Here is an 18966-nt window from a genome sequence, read left to right on the forward strand (position 1 = left end):
CCCGAACAAAACACCATAGACGTTGTTGCGGATTGTTGCGCGGCACGGCGTCCTGCCGAGCAATACTGCGTCGGTTAACTGCCCGATGGCGCCGGATGCGGATGCATCACGGCACGCTGACGTTCTTCCTCAAGAAACTTCATGATGATGGGCGCCACCGCTTCGGCACGGGTAATCAAAAACAGATGCCCATCGTCGATGATGTGCAATTGGGCGTTTGGGATTCGCCAAGCCAACATGCGCATGTTGATCAGCGGGATCAGTGGATCGTCGTCGCCGGCCAACACCAACGTTGGCTGGTTAATCTTGTGCAGCCAGTGAATGCTGGTCCAGCCGAAGCCGGCGAACAGTTGCCAGTAATAACCGAGTTTGCCTGCCGAGCGGACCCTGGCGGCGTGACTGGCTGCCAGGGTCGGATCGCGACGGAACGAACCGCCATAGATCATCGGTGCGATGCGGATCACATGGGATGGCTGGATGTAGCGCCGTGGGCTGGCCATCATCCACAGCACTTTAGGCTTGCCCGGCACCATCACGGTACCGGCCGCTGTAGCCGCCAGCACCAGCTTCTTGCAGCGCTCGGGATAGTCATGGGCGAATTGCTGCGCCAGGGCGCCACCCCACGACACACCAATCACATTGACTTGCCCGTAATCGAGATAGTCGAGCATTCGCGCCGTGAGTTTCGCCAGGCCCGAAAAACGATACGGGCGGTTGGGCGTCGATGAACCGCCGACGCCGGGTACGTCGAAGGCAATGACTTCCAGGTCCGGATCCAGAGCCTGGACGAACGGGAATATCAGCTCCAGGTTGGCGCCGATGCCGTTGAAAATCAGCAAGGGCGTCAAGTGAGGCTTGCCGGGGCGTACCGCTGTGCGGAGGGTCTGGCCATCCAGGTTGACGGTACGAAAGACGAACGGTTGCGGCATGCACAGAGCCCTGTAGGTTTTAAACGCTGATCGAGCCGTCCCGGGCCGTCGCAGAATGTTCGAGGCTGGCCTCGAGAGTAATAGATAGAGATCGCGGCACCTCCCAGTGCCGCGGACTGCGAGTTAGTTGAAGCTCAACGTTCATGCACATAAGTACCCGGCGAAGCTTCACCTGCGGGATAGGCCTTGTTGCCAAGGTGGGCGGGGGATTTTTTCAGTTTGCCCGAACGCTCGGCCTGCCACGCCTGCCAATGCAACCACCAGGAATCGGTGTGCTTGGTGGAGTTTTCCAACCACTCTTCGGCTTTGACCGGCATTTCGATACTGGTCATGTAGCGTGCTTTCGGATTGCCCGGAGGGTTCAGAATGCTTTGGATGTGCCCGCTGCTGGACAGCACGAACTCGACCTTGCCGCCGAACAGCTGCGCGGATTTGTAGCAGGACTTCCACGGAGTGATGTGATCGTTGGTACCGGCCAGGGAAAAGATGTCGGCGGTCACCTGCTTGAGGTCAATCGGCGTGCCGCACACTTCCAGGGCATCGGAGCGGATCAGTGGGTTGTTTTTGAACATCTCGATCAGGTCGCCGTGGAACGCCGCGGGCAACCGGGTGGTGTCGTTGTTCCAGAACAGGATGTCGAAAACCGGCGGCTCATTACCCAGCAGGTAGTTGTTGACCCAGTAGTTCCAGATCAGGTCGTTGGGGCGCATCCAGGCGAAAACTTTCGCCATGTCGCGACCTTCCAGCACACCGGCCTGGTAGGAATGGCGCTTGGCGGCTTCGAGGGTCTGCTCGTCGACGAACAGGGCTACGTCGCTGTCCAGGGTGGTGTCCAGCACGCTGACCAGCAGGGTGAGGGCGTTGACCTTCTTCTCGCCGATCGCTGCGTAGTGACCCAGCAGGGCGGTGCAGGTGATGCCGCCGGAGCAGGCACCGAGCATGTTCACGTCTTTGCTGCCGGTAATCGCGGTGACGACATCGACCGCTTCCTTGAGCGCTTCGATGTAGGTCGACAGACCCCACTCGCGCTGCTCCTTGGTCGGGTTGCGCCAGCTGACGATGAACGTCTGCACGTTGTTACGCAGGCAGAAGCGCGCCAGGCTCTTGTCCGGGCTCAGGTCGAAAACGTAGAACTTGTTGATCTGTGGCGGCACCACCAGCAGCGGGCGTTCATGCACCTGCTCGGTGATCGGTCGGTACTGGATCAACTCCAGCACATCGTTGCGAAACACCACTGCGCCTTCGGTCACGCCGAGGCTCTTGCCGACTTCGAATGCACCCATGTTGACCTGGCTCGGCATACCGCCGTTGTGCACCAGATCCTTGGCCAGATGGGAGAGGCCGTCGAGCAGGCTCTTGCCACCGGTTTCGAAGAAGCGTTTGACTGCCGCCGGGTTGGCCGCCGTGTTGGTCGGGGCCATGGCTTCGGTCATGAGGTTGATCACGAAATGACCGCGAGCGACGTCCTTGGGCGAGAGGTTGCTGTCATCGATCCACGCGTGAAGCTCCTTGCGCCACGCCAGATAAGTTTGCAAATAACGTTTGTAGAGCGGGTTCTGACTCCACGCCGGGTCAAGGAAGCGACGGTCATCACTTTGCGGTTGAAGCTCGGATTTTCCGAGCAGCACGTTCTTGAGTTCGATGCCGAAATGGGCGACATGCCTGGCACTGTGGATGGGTTGTCTGATGGCCTGGCTCAGCACCATGCGGGCAGAACCCAGTAGATCCTTTCTACGCAGCCCAACAACAGGATTCAGTCCCAAGGTATTTTCTGAAGCCTGGAATTTCAGGTCATCGTTTTGCTTGTTACTCATCTACGACGCTCCATTGTCCTGAGGCGAGTACCGGAGCCCAGCTGTGTAGTCACACAACAAACGCCAGGTACTACTGCTCGGGTGACCGTTAATTGCGCATAGCTACAAATGCACGGAACTTGCCAGCTCCATTGGTTACCCGAGTTTAATTTTTTTCGCAAGCGGGCCAATCGTTGACCCGGCAGCCAAGCATTCAAACAGATGGAATTAGAAAATGCCCTCTAAATAGCCAGAGGCCTGATTTAGAGCATCAGCTTGACGACCGACTCATTCGGATCACGGGTCTTTCCAGCCGCTTTGAGTTCCGCAAGATAATCGTTCCAGAGATCTTCCTGGCGCACTGCCAGCTGGTACAGATATTCCCAAGTGAACAGGCCGCTGTCGTGGCCGTCGTCGAAGGTCAATTTCAGTGCGTACTGACCGGCCGGTTCGACCTTGCTCAGGCCGACGCCGATCTTGCCAAATTGCAGGATAGGTTTGCCGTGGCCCTGGACCTCGGCGGAGGGGGAGTGCACGCGGAGAAATTCGGCGGGCAGGTGATATTCCTCGCCGGACGCGTATTTGAGCGTCAGGGTTTTTGAGGCTTTGTGGAGTTTGATGTCGGTGGGGAGTTGGGTCATGGCCGGCAGTCCGTCTTTGTGGGAGACCTGTTGGAACCTGATCTGCAAAACACCACAGTTCAAATGTGGGAGCGGGCTTGCTCGCGAAGGCGGTGTAACAGTCAACTCAGATGTTGAATGTTACGGCCTCTTCGCGAGCAAGCCCGCTCCCACAGGTTCGCTGACACTGTAAGTATGGCTTACAGGATATAACGGGACAGGTCTTCGTTCTGCGCCAATTCGCCCAAGTGACTGTTGACGTAGTCGGCATCGATCAGGATCGGCTTGTCCTCGTGGGTGCTGGCCAGATCGCCGGCGCTGAACGACACCTCTTCGAGCAGGCGCTCGAGCAGGGTGTGCAGGCGACGGGCACCGATGTTTTCGGTTTTCTCGTTGACCTGCCAGGCGATCTCGGCGAGACGCTTGATGCCGTCCGGCAGGAATTCGATGAGCAGACCTTCGGTTTTCAGCAGTGCACAGTACTGCTCGGTGAGCGATGCATGCGGCTCGCTGAGGATGCGCTCGAAATCTTCCGGGCTCAGGGCCTTGAGTTCGACCCGAATCGGCAGACGACCTTGCAGCTCTGGCACCAGATCGCTCGGTTTGCTCAGGTGGAACGCACCAGAAGCGATGAACAAGATGTGGTCAGTCTTGACCATGCCCAGTTTGGTGTTGACGGTGCAGCCTTCGATCAGCGGCAGCAAGTCGCGCTGTACGCCTTCGCGGGACACGTCGATGCCACCGGAATTGCCGCGCTTGGCGACCTTGTCGATTTCATCGATGAACACGATACCGTGCTGCTCAACGGCTTCCAGGGCCTTGGCCTTCAATTCTTCTTCGTTGACCAGGCGACCGGCTTCTTCGTCGCGAACCAGTTTCAGCGCTTCCTTGACCTTGAGCTTGCGGTTTTTGCGCTTGCCCTTGCCCATGTTGGCGAACAGGCTCTGCAGCTGGTTGGTCATTTCTTCCATGCCCGGTGGCGCGGAGATATCGACGCCGGTCGCTTCGGCCACTTCGATTTCGATCTCCTTGTCATCCAGCTGACCTTCACGCAGGCGTTTGCGGAACAGCTGACGGGTGTTGGAATCCTGGGACGGTGCGGCGTCCTCGTTGCTGAAGCCCATGCGTGCCGGTGGCAGCAAAGCGTCGAGGATGCGCTCTTCGGCGGCGTCTTCGGCGCGGTGACGAACCTTGGTCATTTCCTGTTCGCGCAGCAGCTTGATCGCGGCGTCGGCCAGATCACGAATGATCGATTCGACGTCACGGCCGACATAGCCCACTTCGGTGAACTTGGTCGCTTCGACTTTGATGAACGGCGCGTTGGCGAGCTTGGCCAAGCGACGGGCGATCTCGGTTTTACCGACACCGGTCGGGCCGATCATCAGGATGTTCTTGGGGGTGACTTCGACGCGCAGCTCTTCGGGCAGCTGCATCCGGCGCCAGCGGTTGCGCAAGGCGATGGCGACGGCGCGTTTGGCATCGTCCTGGCCGATGATATGGCGATTGAGTTCGTGGACGATTTCACGGGGGGTCATGGGCATAATAATTGGCGGTCCTCAAGCAAAAGTGAGCCGTGGCGCTAGGCCGAAACAGGCTTACTCGGCGAGGTCCTGCTCCTCAATGGTGAAGGTGTGGTTGGTGAATACGCAGATGTCGCCGGCGATGCCGAGCGCTGTTTCGACAATTTCCCGCGCCGACAAATCGGTTTTCTTCAACAGGGCACTCGCGGCAGCCTGGGCGTAGCCGCCGCCGGAACCCATGGCGATCAGGCCTTCTTCGGGCTCAACCACGTCACCGTTGCCAGTGATGATCAGAGAGGCATCTTTGTTGGCGACCGCGAGCATGGCTTCGAGGCGGCTCAGGGAGCGGTCGGTGCGCCATTCTTTGGCGAGTTCGACGGCGGCGCGAACCAGGTGACCTTGATGTTTCTCAAGCTGGCCTTCAAAACGCTCGAAGAGGGTGAAGGCGTCAGCGGTGGCCCCGGCAAAACCGGCGATAACCTGGCCGTGGTAGAGGCGACGAACTTTCTTCGCGTTGCCTTTCATCACGGTATTGCCGAGTGAAACCTGGCCGTCGCCGCCCATGACGACTTTGCCGTGGCGGCGAACTGAAACGATGGTGGTCAAGGGAGAGTCTCCACGCAGCGGGGCGAAAATGCCTATGCCAACTCATATGGGGGTGGTGGAGCGTTTTTCAACTGTAGGACGCGGCGGGGGACGAGCGGTGTAGGGCAGGTGGAGGAGGCGGTGTCGCTGATGACGCCATCGCGGGCAAGCCCGCTCCCACAGGATATGCGCCAACCCTGTGGGAGCGGGCTTGCCCGCGATGAACGATGACGCGGCTACCCTGTCGGGAAATCAGCGACTCTGACGTTGTTGTAACAACAGGTTGCTGAAACCGCTGCCAGCCAGTTGTTTCTGAGCGGTGGTCAGCTGTTCGCGGTTGCTGAACGGGCCGACCAGAACCCGATACCAGGTCTCGTCCTTCACAGTGCCGGATTCAACCGCCACGGCCTGACCCAACAGAATGATCTGCGCACGCACCTTGTCGGCATCGGCTTCCTTGCGGAACGAACCGGCCTGCAGGAAGAACTTGGTCACCGGCGCAGCTTTCGCCACGGGTGGCGCTGGCGGCGGGGTGATGCCGGCCAATGCCGCTTGAGCCCGGGCCGTGTCGATCTTCGCCGCTTCCGCTGGCGTCACCGGCGTGGTCGGGATGGCCGGCACTTGTGGCGTCGGCAGGGTTTTCTCCGGCACCGCGTCCGGCGGCACGATGACTTCCGATTCCGGCAGCAAGGTGTAGAAGTCGTACTTCGGCTTCACCGGTTGCGTCGGGCTCGGCGGGGTCTTGTTGGCCTCGGCGATCTTGCTGGCTTTCTGCTGTTCGATCTTCTCGCGCTTGACGGTATCGCTGCCCTTGCCCGGCTCCAGCTTCATCAGGAACACAATGAACGCGCCGACCGTCAGGCCAATGGCCATCCACAGCCAGCCCGGGATCGGTTGCTTTGCAGGAGCTTGGTAACGGCTGGCGCCACGCTTGGGTGCAGGTTTTTTCTTGGCAGCCAACTTACATACGCTCCAGAGTTTCCAGACCCAAGAGTTCCAGGCCTTGCTTGAGAGTGCGACCGGTCAGCGCGGCGAGGCGCAGGCGGCTCTGCATTTGCGCCGGGGTGTCGGCGCCGAGGATCGGGCAGTTCTCATAGAAGCTGGAGAACAGGCCGGCGACATCGTACAGGTAGGTGCAGAGGATGTGCGGCGTGCCTTTGTCGGACACGTTATTCAGGATTTCACCGAACTGCGCCAGTTTCGCCGCCAGTTCATGTTCGTGGGCGGCTTCGAGGACTATCTGCCCTTCGACTTCGCTGAAGTCTTTGCCGAGCTTGCGGAACACACCGGCCACGCGGGTGTAGGCGTACAGCAGGTATGGCGCGGTGTTGCCTTCGAAGTTCAGCATCAGGTCGAAGTTGAAGCTGTAGTCGCTGGTGCGGTGCTTGGACAGGTCGGCGTATTTCACGGCGCCGATGCCCACGACCTTGGCGATGTTGCGCAACTCGTCTTCGGCAAGCGTCGGGTTCTTCTCCTTCACCAGGGTGTAGGCGCGTTCCTGGGCTTCGGTCAGCAAGTCGATCAGCTTCACGGTGCCGCCGTCACGGGTCTTGAACGGACGGCCGTCGGCGCCGTTCATGGTGCCGAAGCCCATGTGTTCCATTTCCATCGGATGGGTCACGAAGCCGGCCAGGCGCGCGACCTGGAACACTTGCTGGAAGTGCAGGGCCTGACGCTGGTCGACGAAGTACAGCGCACGATCGGCCTTCAGCACGCCGCTGCGGTAGCGTACAGCCGCCAGGTCGGTGGTGGCGTAGAGGTAGCCGCCGTCGGCCTTGACGATGATCACCGGCAGCGGGTCGCCGTCGGCGTTTTTGAATTCGTCGAGGAACACGCACTGGGCGCCGTTGCTTTCGACCAGCAGGCCGGCGGCCTTGAGGTCGTTGACCACGTTGATCAGGTCGTCGTTATAGGCGCTTTCACCCATTACGTCGGCCATGGTCAGTTTGACGTTCAGCAGTTCGTAGATTTTCTGGCAGTGCGACAGCGAGATGTCTTTGAACTTGGTCCACAGCGCCAGGCAGTCCGGGTCGCCGGCTTGCAGCTTGACCACCAGGCCGCGGGCGCGGTCGGCGAATTCTTCGGATTCATCGAAGCGTTGCTTGGCGGCGCGGTAGAAGTTTTCCAGGTCCGACAGCTCATCGCTGGTGATCGGGTTTTCCTGCAGATAAGCCATCAGCATGCCGAACTGGGTGCCCCAGTCGCCAACGTGGTTCTGGCGGATCACTTCGTCGCCGAGGAATTCCAGAACCCGGGCCACGCCGTCGCCGATGATGGTCGAACGCAAATGGCCGACGTGCATTTCTTTGGCCAGGTTCGGGGCCGACAGGTCTACCACGGTGCGCTGCACCGGGCCGGCCTTGCGCACGCCGATGTGGTCGTCGGCCAGCGCGGCGTCCAGACGGGTCGCCAGGGCTTGAGTGTTCTGGAAGAAGTTCAGGAAGCCAGGGCCGGCGATTTCAGCTTTGGAGACGTTCTCGTCAGCCGGCAGCGCGGCGATGATTTTCTCGGCCAGGTCACGGGGTTTCATGCCCGCAGGCTTGGCCAGCATCATGGCGATGTTGCTGGCGAAGTCGCCGTTTTTCTTGTCACGGGAGTTTTCCACCTGGATCGCCGGCGACAGGCCTTCAGGCAACACACCTTCGTTGACGAGTTGGGTGATGGCTTGTTGGATCAGCTGGCGAATGGTGTCTTTCATGGTGTTCTCTGTCGACCGCAAACGCGGCGGCGCTTCGATGCGCTAGTGGAAAAACTGGGTATTATCCGTGGCGAAGACGGGCTTGCCAACTATAGCGGGCAGGTTATGGATATGTGGTGACAATTCGGCCGCTATCGCGGGCAAGCCCGCTCCCACAGGGTAAGTGGTAGGACGTAGAGCATGTGAACAACGCAGATCCCTGTGGGAGCCGGGCTTGCCCGCGATAGCGATCTTGAATTCAATACAAATCGACCGGATCGACATCCAGCGACCAGCGCACCGCCCGCCCACTCGGCATCTGCTCCAAAACCAGCAACCAACTGCTCAGCAATCGATGCAGCGGTGCCCGGGCCGTCGCTTGCAGCAACAACTGTGCACGATATCGCCCGGCTCGGCGCTCCATCGGCGCCGGCACTGGCCCCAGCAACTCGATACCGGTCAGATTCTGCTCGGCCAGCAAACGCTCGGCCTCGCTGCACGCCTCATCAAGGAAGCCTTCGGCTTGCCCCGGTTTATGTGCTTCGGCCCGCAGCAGCGCGAGATGCGCAAACGGCGGAAGCCCTGCGGAGCGGCGTTCGCTCAACGCCTGTTCGGCAAAGGCGAAATAGCCTTGCTCAGTCAGTTGCACCAGCAGTGGATGGTCTGCCAAATGCGTCTGGATGATCACTTTGCCCGGCTCTTCGGCCCGCCCCGCGCGCCCGGCGACCTGGACGATCAGCTGCGCCATGCGTTCGCTGGCGCGGAAGTCGCCGGAGAACAGTCCGCCGTCGGCATCCAGAATCGACACCAGCGTTACCCGAGGAAAGTGGTGACCTTTGGCAAGCATTTGTGTGCCGACCAGAATGCATGGCTGGCCTTTCTGGATGGTGGCGAACAGTTGATTCATCGCGTCTTTGCGTGAAGTGCTGTCGCGGTCGACCCGCAGCACCGGCACGTCCGGAAACAGAATCCCCAAGCGTTCTTCGGCGCGCTCGGTACCGGCGCCCACGGGCCGCAAATCGACCTTGCCGCACTTCGGGCAATGCCGAGGCACGCGTTCGACGTAGCCACAGTGGTGGCAACGCAGTTCGCCAGAGCGCTGGTGCACGGTCATTCGCGCGTCGCAGCGCTGGCATTCAGACATCCAGCCGCAGTCGTGGCAGAGCAGCGTCGGGGCGAACCCTCGTCGGTTGAGGAACACCAGCACCTGCTGGCCGGCGGCCAGGGTCTGACCAATGGCTTGCTGCATCGGCCCGGAAATGCCGCTGTCCAGCGGGCGACTTTTCACGTCCAGACGCAGGAAACGCGGCTGCTTGGCACCACCGGCCCGCTCATTCAGGCGTAAGAGGCCGTAACGACCTGTGTAGGCATTTTGCAGGCTTTCTAGCGAAGGGGTGGCGGATCCGAGGACAATCGGGATGTTTTCCTGCCGGGCGCGGACCAGTGCCAGATCGCGGGCGTGGTAACGAAGACCTTCCTGCTGTTTATAAGAGCCGTCGTGTTCTTCATCGATGATGATCAGGCCCGGGTTCTTCATCGGCGTGAACAGTGCCGAACGGGTACCGATAATAATGTCGGCCTCGCCATCCCGCGCCGCCAGCCAGGCTTCCAGGCGTTCGCGGTCATTGACTGCGGAGTGGATCAGCGCGATGCGCGCATTGAAGCGCTGCTCGAAGCGCGCCAGGGTTTGCGGGCCGAGGTTGATCTCCGGGATCAGCACCAGAGCTTGCTTGCCAGCTTCGAGGGTTTCGCGGATCAGCTGCAAATAGACTTCGGTCTTGCCGCTGCCGGTAACGCCGGCCAGCAGGAACGCGTGATAACTGTCGAATCCGGCGCGAATCGCTTCATAAGCGGCGCGCTGCTCAGGGTTAAGCGGCAGTTCCGGTTGCGCCAGCCAGTGTTCGTGGCGCACACCGGGCGCGTGCTTGCGGATTTCGACTTGCACCAGATCCTTGGCCAGCAACAGATCGAGGCTGTCCTTGCTCAGCATCAATTTGCTCAGCAGCTGATGAGCGACGCCGTGTGGATGCTGGGCCAAGGTCGCCAGGGCTTCGCGCTGTCGCGGTGCGCGGGCGATGCGCGGGTCATCAAGGCTGGCGCCGGGCGCGGCGGACCAGAAGCGTTCCTGGCGTGCTTCGGCCAGTTCACCTTGTCGCAACAGTACCGGCAGAGCCCAGCTCAAGGTGTCGCCGAGGCTGTGCTGGTAATACTGGGAAGTCCACAGGCACAGTTTGAACAGCGCTGGCGGCAGCGGCGGCGTGGCGTCGAGCAGCGCCAGGGCCGGTTTGAGTTTTTCCGGCGGTACTTCGCTGGTGTCGGAGACCTCTACCAGAATCCCGATCATCTCTCGCCGACCGAAAGGCACCCGCAAGCGCATACCCGGGTGCAACTGGACGCGCAGGACTCCGGCCGGGGCGCGGTAATCGAACAGGCGGCGCAGGGGCGAAGGCAGGGCGAGGCGCAAAATGGCGTTGGGCACGCGATTGTTTTCTCGATGAGAGGGCGATGAAGAAGGCCGGGAGCCTAGCAGACGACTGGTTTAAGCGACAGCTTGCGTGATTGCAAAGGTCTGGTAGAATCCGCGGCCTAATTACGTGCGGTATTCAACAATGGTGTTGAGTGGCGGCACGCTAGCCTGAGGAATACATCATGAAAGCCGATATCCATCCAACATACGAAATCACCGCAGTTACCTGCAGCTGTGGCAACAAGTTCGAAACTCGTTCGAACCTGGCCAAGCCTCTGGCGATCGACGTATGCAACGAATGCCACCCGTTCTACACCGGTAAGCAGAAGACTCTGGATACTGGCGGTCGTGTACAGCGCTTCGCAGACCGTTTCGGCGCTTTCGGCAAGAAAGCTCCAGCTGCTGCAGAGTAAGGTTGAAGGGCCCGATGGGCTTTTCCTTGCTGATGAAAAAGGCGTCCCTCGCGGGCGCCTTTTTTGTGTCCGCGATTTGGCTTTCCGCTGCCCAGGCCTTCTGCCCGGCGCCGAGCGGGCTGACGTCGACCGCGGTGCAGCGGGTGGTGGATGGCGACACCTTGCGTCTGCGCGATGGCCGCAGCGTGCGCATGATCGGTTTGAATACGCCGGAGTTGGGCAAGCAGGGGCGTTCAGACGAGCCTTTCGCCGTGGCCGCGCGCAAACGCCTTGAAGCACTGGTGGCCGCCAGCGACGGGCAGGTCGGTTTGCTGCCGGGTAAAGAAAGCAAGGACCATTACGGCCGGACTCTGGCCCATGTCTATGGCGTCGATGGTGCCAACCTCGAAGCGCAGATGCTCGCCGAGGGGCTCGGCTTTCAGGTGGCGGTGGCACCGAATGTCGATTTGGTCGCCTGTCAGCAAGCCGCGGAACGCAGTGCTCGTCGGGCCGGTCTCGGGCTGTGGCGACAATCACCTGTACTGAAAGCGGAGCAGATCAGCGCGTCCGGTTTCGCCATGCTCAGCGGTCGTGTGAGCAAGGTTCAGCGCAATCGCGGCGGGGTTTGGATCGAGTTACAGGATTCGGTTGTATTGCGGGTTGCACCCAATATGCTGGACCAATTCGATGTCGCATCGCTTGAAAAGCTCAAAGGCAGGCAAATCGAGGCTCGTGGCTGGGTGGTGGATCGTTCGCGCCGTGGTGGGTTGAAACCGGGGCAGGCGCGCTGGCTTCTGCCGCTGACCGATCCGTCGATGTTGCTGGTAGCGCCGTAAGAAAAAGTTGTAGACATTTTTTCTATCGATTGTGAACAGTCTATCCCTTGTTTTCCGTGGCTCTTGGCCCAAAGTCGTAGGGCCGGGCGCTTGACAGGGGTGACTGGTCAGTCTTGTGAGGACTTTGCGAGGCGAGTATCCTCGGCGGTCCGTCTGTCCAACAGTAAAAAGCGGAACGCCCCTATGTCTGATCTGAAAACTGCCGCTCTCGAATATCACGCCCATCCCCGTCCAGGGAAGCTGAGTGTCGAGCTCACCAAGGCCACCGCTACCGCCCGCGATCTGTCGCTGGCCTACAGCCCCGGCGTAGCCGAACCAGTACGCGAAATCGCCCGCGATCCTGAACTGGCCTACAAATACACCGGCAAGGGCAACCTGGTTGCAGTCATTTCCGATGGCACCGCGATTCTCGGCCTGGGTAACCTTGGCCCATTGGCTTCCAAGCCGGTTATGGAAGGTAAGGGCGTGCTGTTCAAGCGCTTTGCCGGCATCGACGTATTCGACATCGAAGTCGACTCCGAAAGCCCGCAAGCCTTCATCGACACCGTCAAGCGTATCTCCATTACCTTCGGTGGCATCAACCTGGAAGACATCAAGGCACCTGAGTGCTTTGAGATCGAACGCGCTCTGATCGAGCAGTGCGATATTCCGGTATTCCACGATGACCAGCACGGCACCGCGATCGTTACTGCGGCCGGCATGATCAACGCCTTGGAAATCGCTGGCAAAACCCTGGCTGACGCCAAAATCGTCTGCCTGGGCGCCGGTGCGGCCGCCATCTCCTGCATGAAATTGCTGGTGAGCATGGGCGCCAACATCGAAAACATCTACATGGTTGACCGTACCGGTGTGATCCACTCCGGCCGTGACGACCTGAACCAGTACAAGGCTGTGTTCGCTCACGCGACCGAGAAGCGCACCCTGGCTGACGCGCTGGAAGGCGCTGACGTGTTCGTTGGCCTGTCCGGTCCGAACCTGCTGAGCGCTGAAGGCCTGAAATCCATGGCGGCCAACCCGATCGTGTTCGCGTGCTCGAACCCGGATCCGGAAATCTCCCCGGAACTGGCTCACGCCACCCGTAACGACGTGATCATGGCCACCGGCCGTTCGGACTACCCGAACCAGGTCAACAACGTACTGGGCTTCCCGTTTATCTTCCGTGGTGCCCTGGACGTTCGCGCCAAGCGCATCAACGAAGAAATGAAAGTGGCTGCCGCCAACGCCCTGCGTGAACTGGCCAAGCTGCCAGTGCCTCAGGAAGTGTGCGACGCCTACGGCGGCATCAAGCTGGAATTCGGTCGTGAGTACATCATTCCGAAACCAATGGATGCCCGTCTGATCACCCTGATCTCCGATGCCGTGGCCAAGGCTGCGATCGAGACCGGTGTGGCGACCCTGCCGTATCCGAAGAACTACCCGCTGAAAAGCGTGGATGACGTGTTCAACGGCTAAGCCGTTGTAACGCTTCAACCAAAAGCCCCGGCTCTCGCGAGTCGGGGCTTTTTATTGTCTGCGGTTTTTGTGGTGTCTTTGAGGGCCTCTTCGCGAGCAAGCCCGCTCCCACAGGGGTATGCATTCCAATGTGGGCTTGCTCGCGAAGGCGGCCTGACAGGCAACCCTGGTTTCAGTCGGTGCACAAATTCCAGGCGCAACAAAAAGCCCCGTCTTCTAGAGAAGAACGGGGCTTTTGCGTTGCGCTACGGGATCAGAACAAATCGATCGGCGCTGCCTCGTCCGCTGGCAGCGGGCTGCCCGGCACATTGCCGTTACCCAGCTCGTTCACCGACGGTGGTGTGTCTTCGGCCTTGAACAGTTCGAAGTAGGCGCCTGGCGTACTTGGGGTGGCTGCACGGCCGCTGATCGGGTCGACGCGCAGGCTGAGAATGCCTTCGGGTTCCGCTTGGGTGTGGGGCGGTTTGTCTTTGAGGGCCGCCGCCATGTAGTTCATCCAGATCGGCAAGGCAACGGTACCGCCGAACTCGCGTCTGCCCAGGCTTTCCGGTTGGTCGAAGCCGGTCCAGACGGTGGTCACGTAATCGGCATTGTAGCCGGAGAACCAGGCGTCCTTGGATTCGTTGGTGGTGCCGGTCTTGCCCGCGATGTCGCTGCGACCCAAGGCCAGTGCACGGCGGCCGGTACCGAGTTTGATCACGTCCTCAAGCATGCTGTTGAGGATGTAGGTGGTACGGCCATCGACGATGCGCTCGGCCACGGCTGGCGTTTGTGGCGCTGGCTGGGCGCTCGGCGCTGCGCCTGGAGTGGCGTTGACCGTGAAGGTGTCGGAGGCCGGCATGGCGATGCCATCGCTTGCTACGACGCCTTTCGGAACGCTCGGCGGGTTGGCGACGAATAGCGTGTCGCCGTTGCGGCTTTCAATCTTGTCGATGATGTACGGAGTGATCTTGTAGCCGCCGTTGGCGAAGGTGCTCCAGCCGGTGGCGATTTCCATTGGCGTCAGGGTCGCGGTCCCCAGGGCCAGCGACAGGTTGCGCGGCAGGTCCTGCTTGTTGAAGCCGAATTTGCTGATGTAGTCGATGGTGCGGTCGACACCCAGCGCTTGCAGCAATCGGATCGATACCAGGTTACGCGACTTGTAGAGCGCTTCACGCATGCGGATCGGACCGAGGAAGGTATTGGTGTCGTTCTTCGGACGCCAGACCTTGTCCAGGTACTCGTCGACGAACACGATCGGTGCGTCGTTTACCAGGCTGGCGGCGGTATAGCCGTTGTCCAGGGCGGCGCTGTAGACGAATGGCTTGAAGCTCGAACCCGGCTGACGCTTGGCCTGCATGGCGCGGTTGTAGTTGCTCTGCTCGAAGGCGAAACCGCCGACCAGCGAACGAATGGCGCCGTTCTGCGGGTCGAGGGAAACCAGTGCGCCCTGGGCCTGCGGAATCTGGCTGAATTTGAGCGAACCGTCTGGCTGACGCTGCACGCGAATCAGATCACCGACCTGCGCAACATCCGACGGCTGCTTCGGATTGGCGCCCATGCTGTTGGTGTTCAGGAAGGGGCGTGCCCACTTCATGGTGTCCCAGGCAACGTGTTCTTCGCCGGTGCGGGTCAGCACCTGCACGCCGTTCTTGTCGACCTGGGTCACGATCGCCGGTTCCAGGCTGCTGATGGTCCGCTGCTTGGTCAGCTCCAGGGCCCAGGCCTCTCGGGTTTTACCTGGCAGGCGTGACTCGGGGCCGCGATAACCGTGCCGTTGATCGTAGGTCATCAAACCTTCGTGAACCGCGGTGTTGGCCATCTCCTGCAGATTGCTCGGCACGGTGGTGGTGACACGGAAACCTTCGGTGTACGCATCGCTGCCATAGCGGCCGACCATTTCGGCACGGGCCATTTCGGCGATGTACGGTGCGTTCACTTCCGGGGTCGGCACATGGTAGCTGGCGTTCAGCGGTTCATTGATCGCAGTGGTGTAGTCGGCTTCGGTGATCTTGCCGAGCTTGTACATGCGCCCCAGGATCCAGTCGCGACGCTCCTTGCTGCGGGCCGGGTTGGCCAGCGGGTTGAAGCGTGAAGGGGCTTTTGGCAGGCCGGCGATCATCGCCATCTGCGCCAGGCTGACGTCACGAATCGACTTGCCGTAATAGACCTGCGCCGCCGCCTCGATGCCATAGGCGCGGTTGCCCAGATAGATCTTGTTGACGTACAGCTCAAGGATCTCGTCCTTGGTCAACTGCCGTTCGATCTGCAGGGCCAGGAGGATTTCGGTGGTTTTGCGCGAGAAGCTGCGTTCGCTGGTCAGGAAGAAATTCTTCGCCACCTGCATGGTGATGGTGCTGCCGCCGGACTGAATGTGTCCGCTCTTTACCAGCTGGGTAGCGGCACGCATCAGGCTGCTGGGATCGACGCCGTAGTGGTTGGCGAAATTGTCGTCTTCAGCACTTAGTAACGCATTAATGAAATTGGGGGGAATGTCGGCGAAACGGATTGGCGTACGGCGCATTTCGCCAAATTCTGCGATCAATTTGTTGTCGCTGCTGTACACCCGCAAAGGAATCTGCAACTGAATACTTCTCAGCGCCTCCACGGATGGCAATCCGGGGCTAAGGTAAAGAAAAGCGCCGCTCAGACCCAGGAGCAGTCCGCAGAAAACGGCGACGATGGACCAACCGAAAAATTTCAGCAGACGAATCAAGGCTTTTGGATATCCAGGGCAAAGAATGAATTAGGCATCAGGGTTCAGGCTATACAGAGAATGACCCGCGCTTGCAGTGAAAGCGGAAAAAACGCTCGGCATTATAAGCATTTTTCCGCCGGGGGCGTCATTTGCGCTTCTGTCAAGACGGGGGGTATTGAACGCAATGGATATTACAGAGTCCGTAACTCACGGATAGTCATAGGGAATTGGTAGTGCTAGGACTCTTCAATAAAAAAGCCAATACGCTTTTGGGGATCGACATCAGCTCCACGTCGGTGAAGCTACTGGAGCTAAGTCGCCAGGGCGACCGCTATCGGGTCGAGGCCTATGCGGTCGAACCGCTGCCCGCCAGTGCTGTGGTCGAGAAAAATATCGCCGAGCTCGAAGGCGTGGGGCAGGCTCTTGCGCGGGTGCTATCCAAGGCTAAAACCAGCCTCAGGAACGTTGCCGTGGCGGTGGCCGGTTCGGCGGTGATCACCAAGACCATCGAGATGGATGCCGGTCTTTCCGACGACGAGATGGAAAACCAGCTGAAGATCGAGGCCGATCAGTACATCCCTTATCCGCTGGACGAAGTGGCGATCGATTTCGAAGTGCAGGGTGTGTCGGCGCGTAACCCCGAACGGGTCAATGTGCTGCTGGCGGCCTGTCGCAAGGAAAACGTCGAGGTCCGTGAAGCGGCCCTTGCTCTGGCCGGGCTGACCGCGCGAGTGGTCGATGTCGAAGCCTATGCCCTGGAGCGATCGTTCGGCCTGCTGGCAACCCAGTTGGCCGCTTCTCAGGAGCGTCTGACCGTGGCGGTGGTCGATATCGGCGCCACCATGACCACCCTGAGCGTGCTGCACAACGGGCGGATTATCTACACCCGCGAACAATTGTTCGGCGGCCGTCAACTGACGGAAGAGATCCAGCGTCGTTATGGTCTGACCGTCGAGCAGGCGGGGCTGGCGAAGAAGCAGGGCGGTTTGCCGGACGATTACGTTAGCGAGGTCTTGCAGCCATTTCGTGATGCGTTGGTGCAGCAGGTGTCGCGTTCATTGCAGTTCTTCTTTGCCTCCGGCCAGTACAACTCGGTCGATCACATCCTCCTGGCCGGCGGCACCGCCTCGGTCCCCGGGCTGGAGCGATTGATCGAGCAGCGACTGGGTACGCCGACCCAGGTTGCCAATCCATTCTCCAACATGACCCTGAGCAGCAAGGTCAACGCCGGTGCCCTGGCGAGCGATGCTCCGGCGCTGATGATCGCCTGCGGGCTGGCCCTCAGGAGTTTCGACTGATGGCGCGGATCAATCTTTTACCCTGGCGTGAAGAGTTGCGCGAAGGGCGTCGCAAACGCTTTTTACTGGCGTTGGTCGGTGTGCTGGTGGGGTCGGTGGGCGCGCTGTTGATCGCGGATCAGGTCATTAACAGTGCCATTAATCGGCAAGTCGCCCGTAACGATTACATCAGCAAGCAGATTGCCGTGGTCGACGAGCGGATTAAACAGATCAGCGACCTGAAGGCCCGTCGACAGCAACTCGTCGAGCGCATGCGCATTATTCAGGACCTGCAAGGCAACCGGCCGATCAGTGGGAGGATTTTCGATCAATTGGCGCGTACTTTGCCGGACGGAGTTTATTTCACCGAAGTGAAAATGGTCGGCAAGACGTTGTCCATCACCGGCGCGGCGGAGTCCAACAATCGTGTTTCGGATCTGATGCGCAATCTTGATGCTTCCGACTGGTTCGATGCGCCCAACCTCACGGAAGTCAAAGCGACCACCGCCGGTCAGCTGGATCAGGCCAATGTTTTTCAGTTGACCGTCCGTCAGACTCAGCCCGCAGTTGTGGGGGGCGTGAAATGAGGCTGTCCGAATGGTTCGAAGGGTTACGCCAGATCGACATCAACGATCTGGATACCAACAACATGGGGTCCTGGCCACCGGCGATCAAGGTCCTGGCGAGTGTCCTGCTGATGGTGCTGGTGCTGGGCCTGGGCTACAGCTTCTTGATCAGCGATCTGCAAAACCACCTGGAACTCAGGCGCGAGGAAGAGTCGACGCTCAGGGAGCAATTCGCGACCAAGGCCCATATGGCGGCGAATCTGGAGCTGTATACCCAGCAGATGAAGGAAATGGAGAACTCCTTCGGCATGCTATTACGGCAATTGCCCAGCGACACCGAAGTACCCGGCCTGCTGGAGGACATCACCCGCACCGGCCTGGGCAGCGGCCTGGAGTTCGAAGAAATCAAGCTGCTTCCGGAGGCCACCCAGCAGTTCTACATTGAGCTCCCTATCCGGATCACCGTCACCGGCGCCTATCACGACCTGGCCACTTTCGTCAGCGGCGTGGCCGGGCTGCCGCGGATCGTCACCCTGCATGACTTCGACCTGGCGCCGGCCAATCCTGATGGCGGTCCGAAGTTACGCATGAGCATCCTGGCCAAGACCTATCGCTACAACGATAAGGGGTTGCAGAAATGAGCCCGATTCGTTGCCTGTCGATGGTTATGTGTCTGGTCATCCTGGCCGGTTGTGGCGGCGACACTGATTTCAGCGACCTGGACGCCTATTTGAACGAAGTGCGCCTGCGTGCCCCCGGCAAGATTGAACCAACGCCGACATTCCGGTCTTACCCGACATTCACCTACAACGCTGCCAATCTGCGTAGCCCGTTCTCCCGGCAGGTCAGAGTCGATCTGGCCGGCCAGAAGCACGGCTCGCGTAACGTCAAACCCGACCCCAACCGGGTCAAGCAGTACCTCGAAGGTTTCAACATCGAGCAATTTGAAATGGTCGGCACCATCTCCAATGCAGCTGGCTCCTTTGCGCTATTGCGCGGGGCGGGCGGCGTGCATCGGCTGAAAGTCGGCGATTACCTGGGGCGTAACGATGGGCGGATCGTCGCCATCAGCGGTTCGCAAGTTGACGTGGTTGAAATCGTTCCCGATGGCGAAGGTGCCTGGCTGGAACGGCCGCGAACCATCCCTTTGAAAGAGCACTCATAGTGGAACTCGA

Annotated in this window: 16 protein-coding genes; 7 read left to right on the forward strand and 9 right to left on the reverse strand. The window is 60.1% G+C overall.

Annotated elements, in window-relative coordinates; genetic code table 11:
- Positions 1 to 74 precede the first annotated feature (74 nt).
- From phaZ to AB7M29_RS05340, 8 genes are all read right to left on the reverse strand, one after another.
- Positions 75 to 929, reverse strand: a complete 855-nt coding sequence (phaZ, locus tag AB7M29_RS05305; RefSeq protein ID WP_217855384.1) for a poly(3-hydroxyalkanoate) depolymerase — start codon at positions 927 to 929, stop codon at positions 75 to 77.
- A 134-nt stretch (positions 930 to 1063) separates the two neighbouring features.
- Entirely contained in the window at positions 1064 to 2743 is a 1680-nt protein-coding gene (phaC, locus tag AB7M29_RS05310; protein ID WP_217855386.1) for a class II poly(R)-hydroxyalkanoic acid synthase, read from the reverse strand.
- A 242-nt stretch (positions 2744 to 2985) separates the two neighbouring features.
- Positions 2986 to 3363, reverse strand: coding sequence for a gamma-butyrobetaine hydroxylase-like domain-containing protein (locus AB7M29_RS05315; RefSeq protein ID WP_019581848.1), 378 nt, complete (start codon positions 3361 to 3363; stop codon positions 2986 to 2988).
- A 179-nt stretch (positions 3364 to 3542) separates the two neighbouring features.
- Positions 3543 to 4883: an ATP-dependent protease ATPase subunit HslU gene (hslU, locus tag AB7M29_RS05320; protein ID WP_217855388.1), complete on the reverse strand. Its 1341-nt coding sequence runs from the start codon at positions 4881 to 4883 to the stop codon at positions 3543 to 3545.
- A gap of 54 nt (positions 4884 to 4937) precedes the next feature.
- The gene (hslV, locus tag AB7M29_RS05325; RefSeq protein WP_007899242.1) at positions 4938 to 5468 is read right to left on the reverse strand and encodes an ATP-dependent protease subunit HslV; all 531 of its coding nucleotides are present in this window, start codon (positions 5466 to 5468) and stop codon (positions 4938 to 4940) included.
- A gap of 231 nt (positions 5469 to 5699) precedes the next feature.
- Entirely contained in the window at positions 5700 to 6407 is a 708-nt protein-coding gene (locus AB7M29_RS05330; protein WP_038978602.1) for an SPOR domain-containing protein, read from the reverse strand.
- Position 6408: 1 nt separating this feature from the next.
- A complete protein-coding gene (argS, locus tag AB7M29_RS05335) occupies positions 6409 to 8145 on the reverse strand; it encodes an arginine--tRNA ligase (protein ID WP_052965061.1) in 1737 nt (578 codons plus the stop codon).
- Positions 8146 to 8383: 238 nt separating this feature from the next.
- Positions 8384 to 10603, reverse strand: a complete 2220-nt coding sequence (locus tag AB7M29_RS05340) for a primosomal protein N' (RefSeq protein WP_454246468.1) — start codon at positions 10601 to 10603, stop codon at positions 8384 to 8386.
- A gap of 170 nt (positions 10604 to 10773) precedes the next feature.
- On the opposite strand from AB7M29_RS05340, the gene rpmE reads away from it, so the two are divergent.
- From rpmE to AB7M29_RS05355, 3 genes are all read left to right on the forward strand, one after another.
- Positions 10774 to 11004 carry a 50S ribosomal protein L31 gene (gene rpmE, locus AB7M29_RS05345; protein WP_007899231.1) on the forward strand — a complete coding sequence of 77 codons (231 nt, stop codon included), beginning with the start codon at positions 10774 to 10776 and terminating at the stop codon, positions 11002 to 11004.
- Between the two features lie 14 nt (positions 11005 to 11018).
- Positions 11019 to 11819, forward strand: coding sequence for a thermonuclease family protein (locus tag AB7M29_RS05350; RefSeq protein WP_217855392.1), 801 nt, complete (start codon positions 11019 to 11021; stop codon positions 11817 to 11819).
- Positions 11820 to 12002: 183 nt separating this feature from the next.
- Complete coding sequence (locus AB7M29_RS05355) at positions 12003 to 13271, forward strand: malic enzyme-like NAD(P)-binding protein (protein WP_007899225.1); 1269 nt, start codon at positions 12003 to 12005, stop codon at positions 13269 to 13271.
- 253 nt (positions 13272 to 13524) lie between these two features.
- On the opposite strand, the gene AB7M29_RS05360 is transcribed toward AB7M29_RS05355, so the two are convergent.
- Positions 13525 to 15963 carry a penicillin-binding protein 1A gene (locus AB7M29_RS05360; RefSeq protein ID WP_454248698.1) on the reverse strand — a complete coding sequence of 813 codons (2439 nt, stop codon included), beginning with the start codon at positions 15961 to 15963 and terminating at the stop codon, positions 13525 to 13527.
- A 218-nt stretch (positions 15964 to 16181) separates the two neighbouring features.
- Here AB7M29_RS05360 and AB7M29_RS05365 point away from each other — a divergent pair, with 218 nt between their 5' ends.
- Genes AB7M29_RS05365 through AB7M29_RS05380 form a run of 4 tightly spaced genes read left to right on the forward strand, consistent with a single transcriptional unit; the run spans position 16182 to position 18956 of the window.
- Positions 16182 to 17246: a pilus assembly protein PilM gene (locus AB7M29_RS05365; RefSeq protein WP_123499947.1), complete on the forward strand. Its 1065-nt coding sequence runs from the start codon at positions 16182 to 16184 to the stop codon at positions 17244 to 17246.
- Positions 17246 to 17812, forward strand: coding sequence for a PilN domain-containing protein (locus AB7M29_RS05370; protein ID WP_052965067.1), 567 nt, complete (start codon positions 17246 to 17248; stop codon positions 17810 to 17812). The genes AB7M29_RS05365 and AB7M29_RS05370 overlap by 1 nt, the downstream gene beginning before the upstream one ends.
- Positions 17809 to 18432, forward strand: coding sequence for a type 4a pilus biogenesis protein PilO (gene pilO, locus AB7M29_RS05375; protein WP_217855396.1), 624 nt, complete (start codon positions 17809 to 17811; stop codon positions 18430 to 18432). The genes AB7M29_RS05370 and pilO overlap by 4 nt, the downstream gene beginning before the upstream one ends.
- A complete protein-coding gene (locus tag AB7M29_RS05380) occupies positions 18429 to 18956 on the forward strand; it encodes a pilus assembly protein PilP (protein WP_217855398.1) in 528 nt (175 codons plus the stop codon). The genes pilO and AB7M29_RS05380 overlap by 4 nt, the downstream gene beginning before the upstream one ends.
- The last annotated feature ends 10 nt before the right edge of the window (positions 18957 to 18966 follow it).

This window comes from Pseudomonas sp. F-14 TE3623 (genome assembly GCF_053629015.1).

Excerpts from the sequence above, each read along its gene's own strand:
- AB7M29_RS05370 (WP_052965067.1), top strand. The coding sequence starts at position 17,246 with ATGGCGCGGATCAATCTTTTACCCTGGCGTGAAGAGTTGCGCGAAGGG.
- hslU (WP_217855388.1), bottom strand. The coding sequence starts at position 4,883 with ATGCCCATGACCCCCCGTGAAATCGTCCACGAACTCAATCGCCATATC.
- AB7M29_RS05355 (WP_007899225.1), top strand. The coding sequence starts at position 12,003 with ATGTCTGATCTGAAAACTGCCGCTCTCGAATATCACGCCCATCCCCGT.
- AB7M29_RS05350 (WP_217855392.1), top strand. The coding sequence starts at position 11,019 with ATGGGCTTTTCCTTGCTGATGAAAAAGGCGTCCCTCGCGGGCGCCTTT.
- AB7M29_RS05315 (WP_019581848.1), bottom strand. The coding sequence starts at position 3,363 with ATGACCCAACTCCCCACCGACATCAAACTCCACAAAGCCTCAAAAACC.
- rpmE (WP_007899231.1), top strand. The coding sequence starts at position 10,774 with ATGAAAGCCGATATCCATCCAACATACGAAATCACCGCAGTTACCTGC.
- phaC (WP_217855386.1), bottom strand. The coding sequence starts at position 2,743 with ATGAGTAACAAGCAAAACGATGACCTGAAATTCCAGGCTTCAGAAAAT.
- AB7M29_RS05380 (WP_217855398.1), top strand. The coding sequence starts at position 18,429 with ATGAGCCCGATTCGTTGCCTGTCGATGGTTATGTGTCTGGTCATCCTG.
- pilO (WP_217855396.1), top strand. The coding sequence starts at position 17,809 with ATGAGGCTGTCCGAATGGTTCGAAGGGTTACGCCAGATCGACATCAAC.
- phaZ (WP_217855384.1), bottom strand. The coding sequence starts at position 929 with ATGCCGCAACCGTTCGTCTTTCGTACCGTCAACCTGGATGGCCAGACC.
- argS (WP_052965061.1), bottom strand. The coding sequence starts at position 8,145 with ATGAAAGACACCATTCGCCAGCTGATCCAACAAGCCATCACCCAACTC.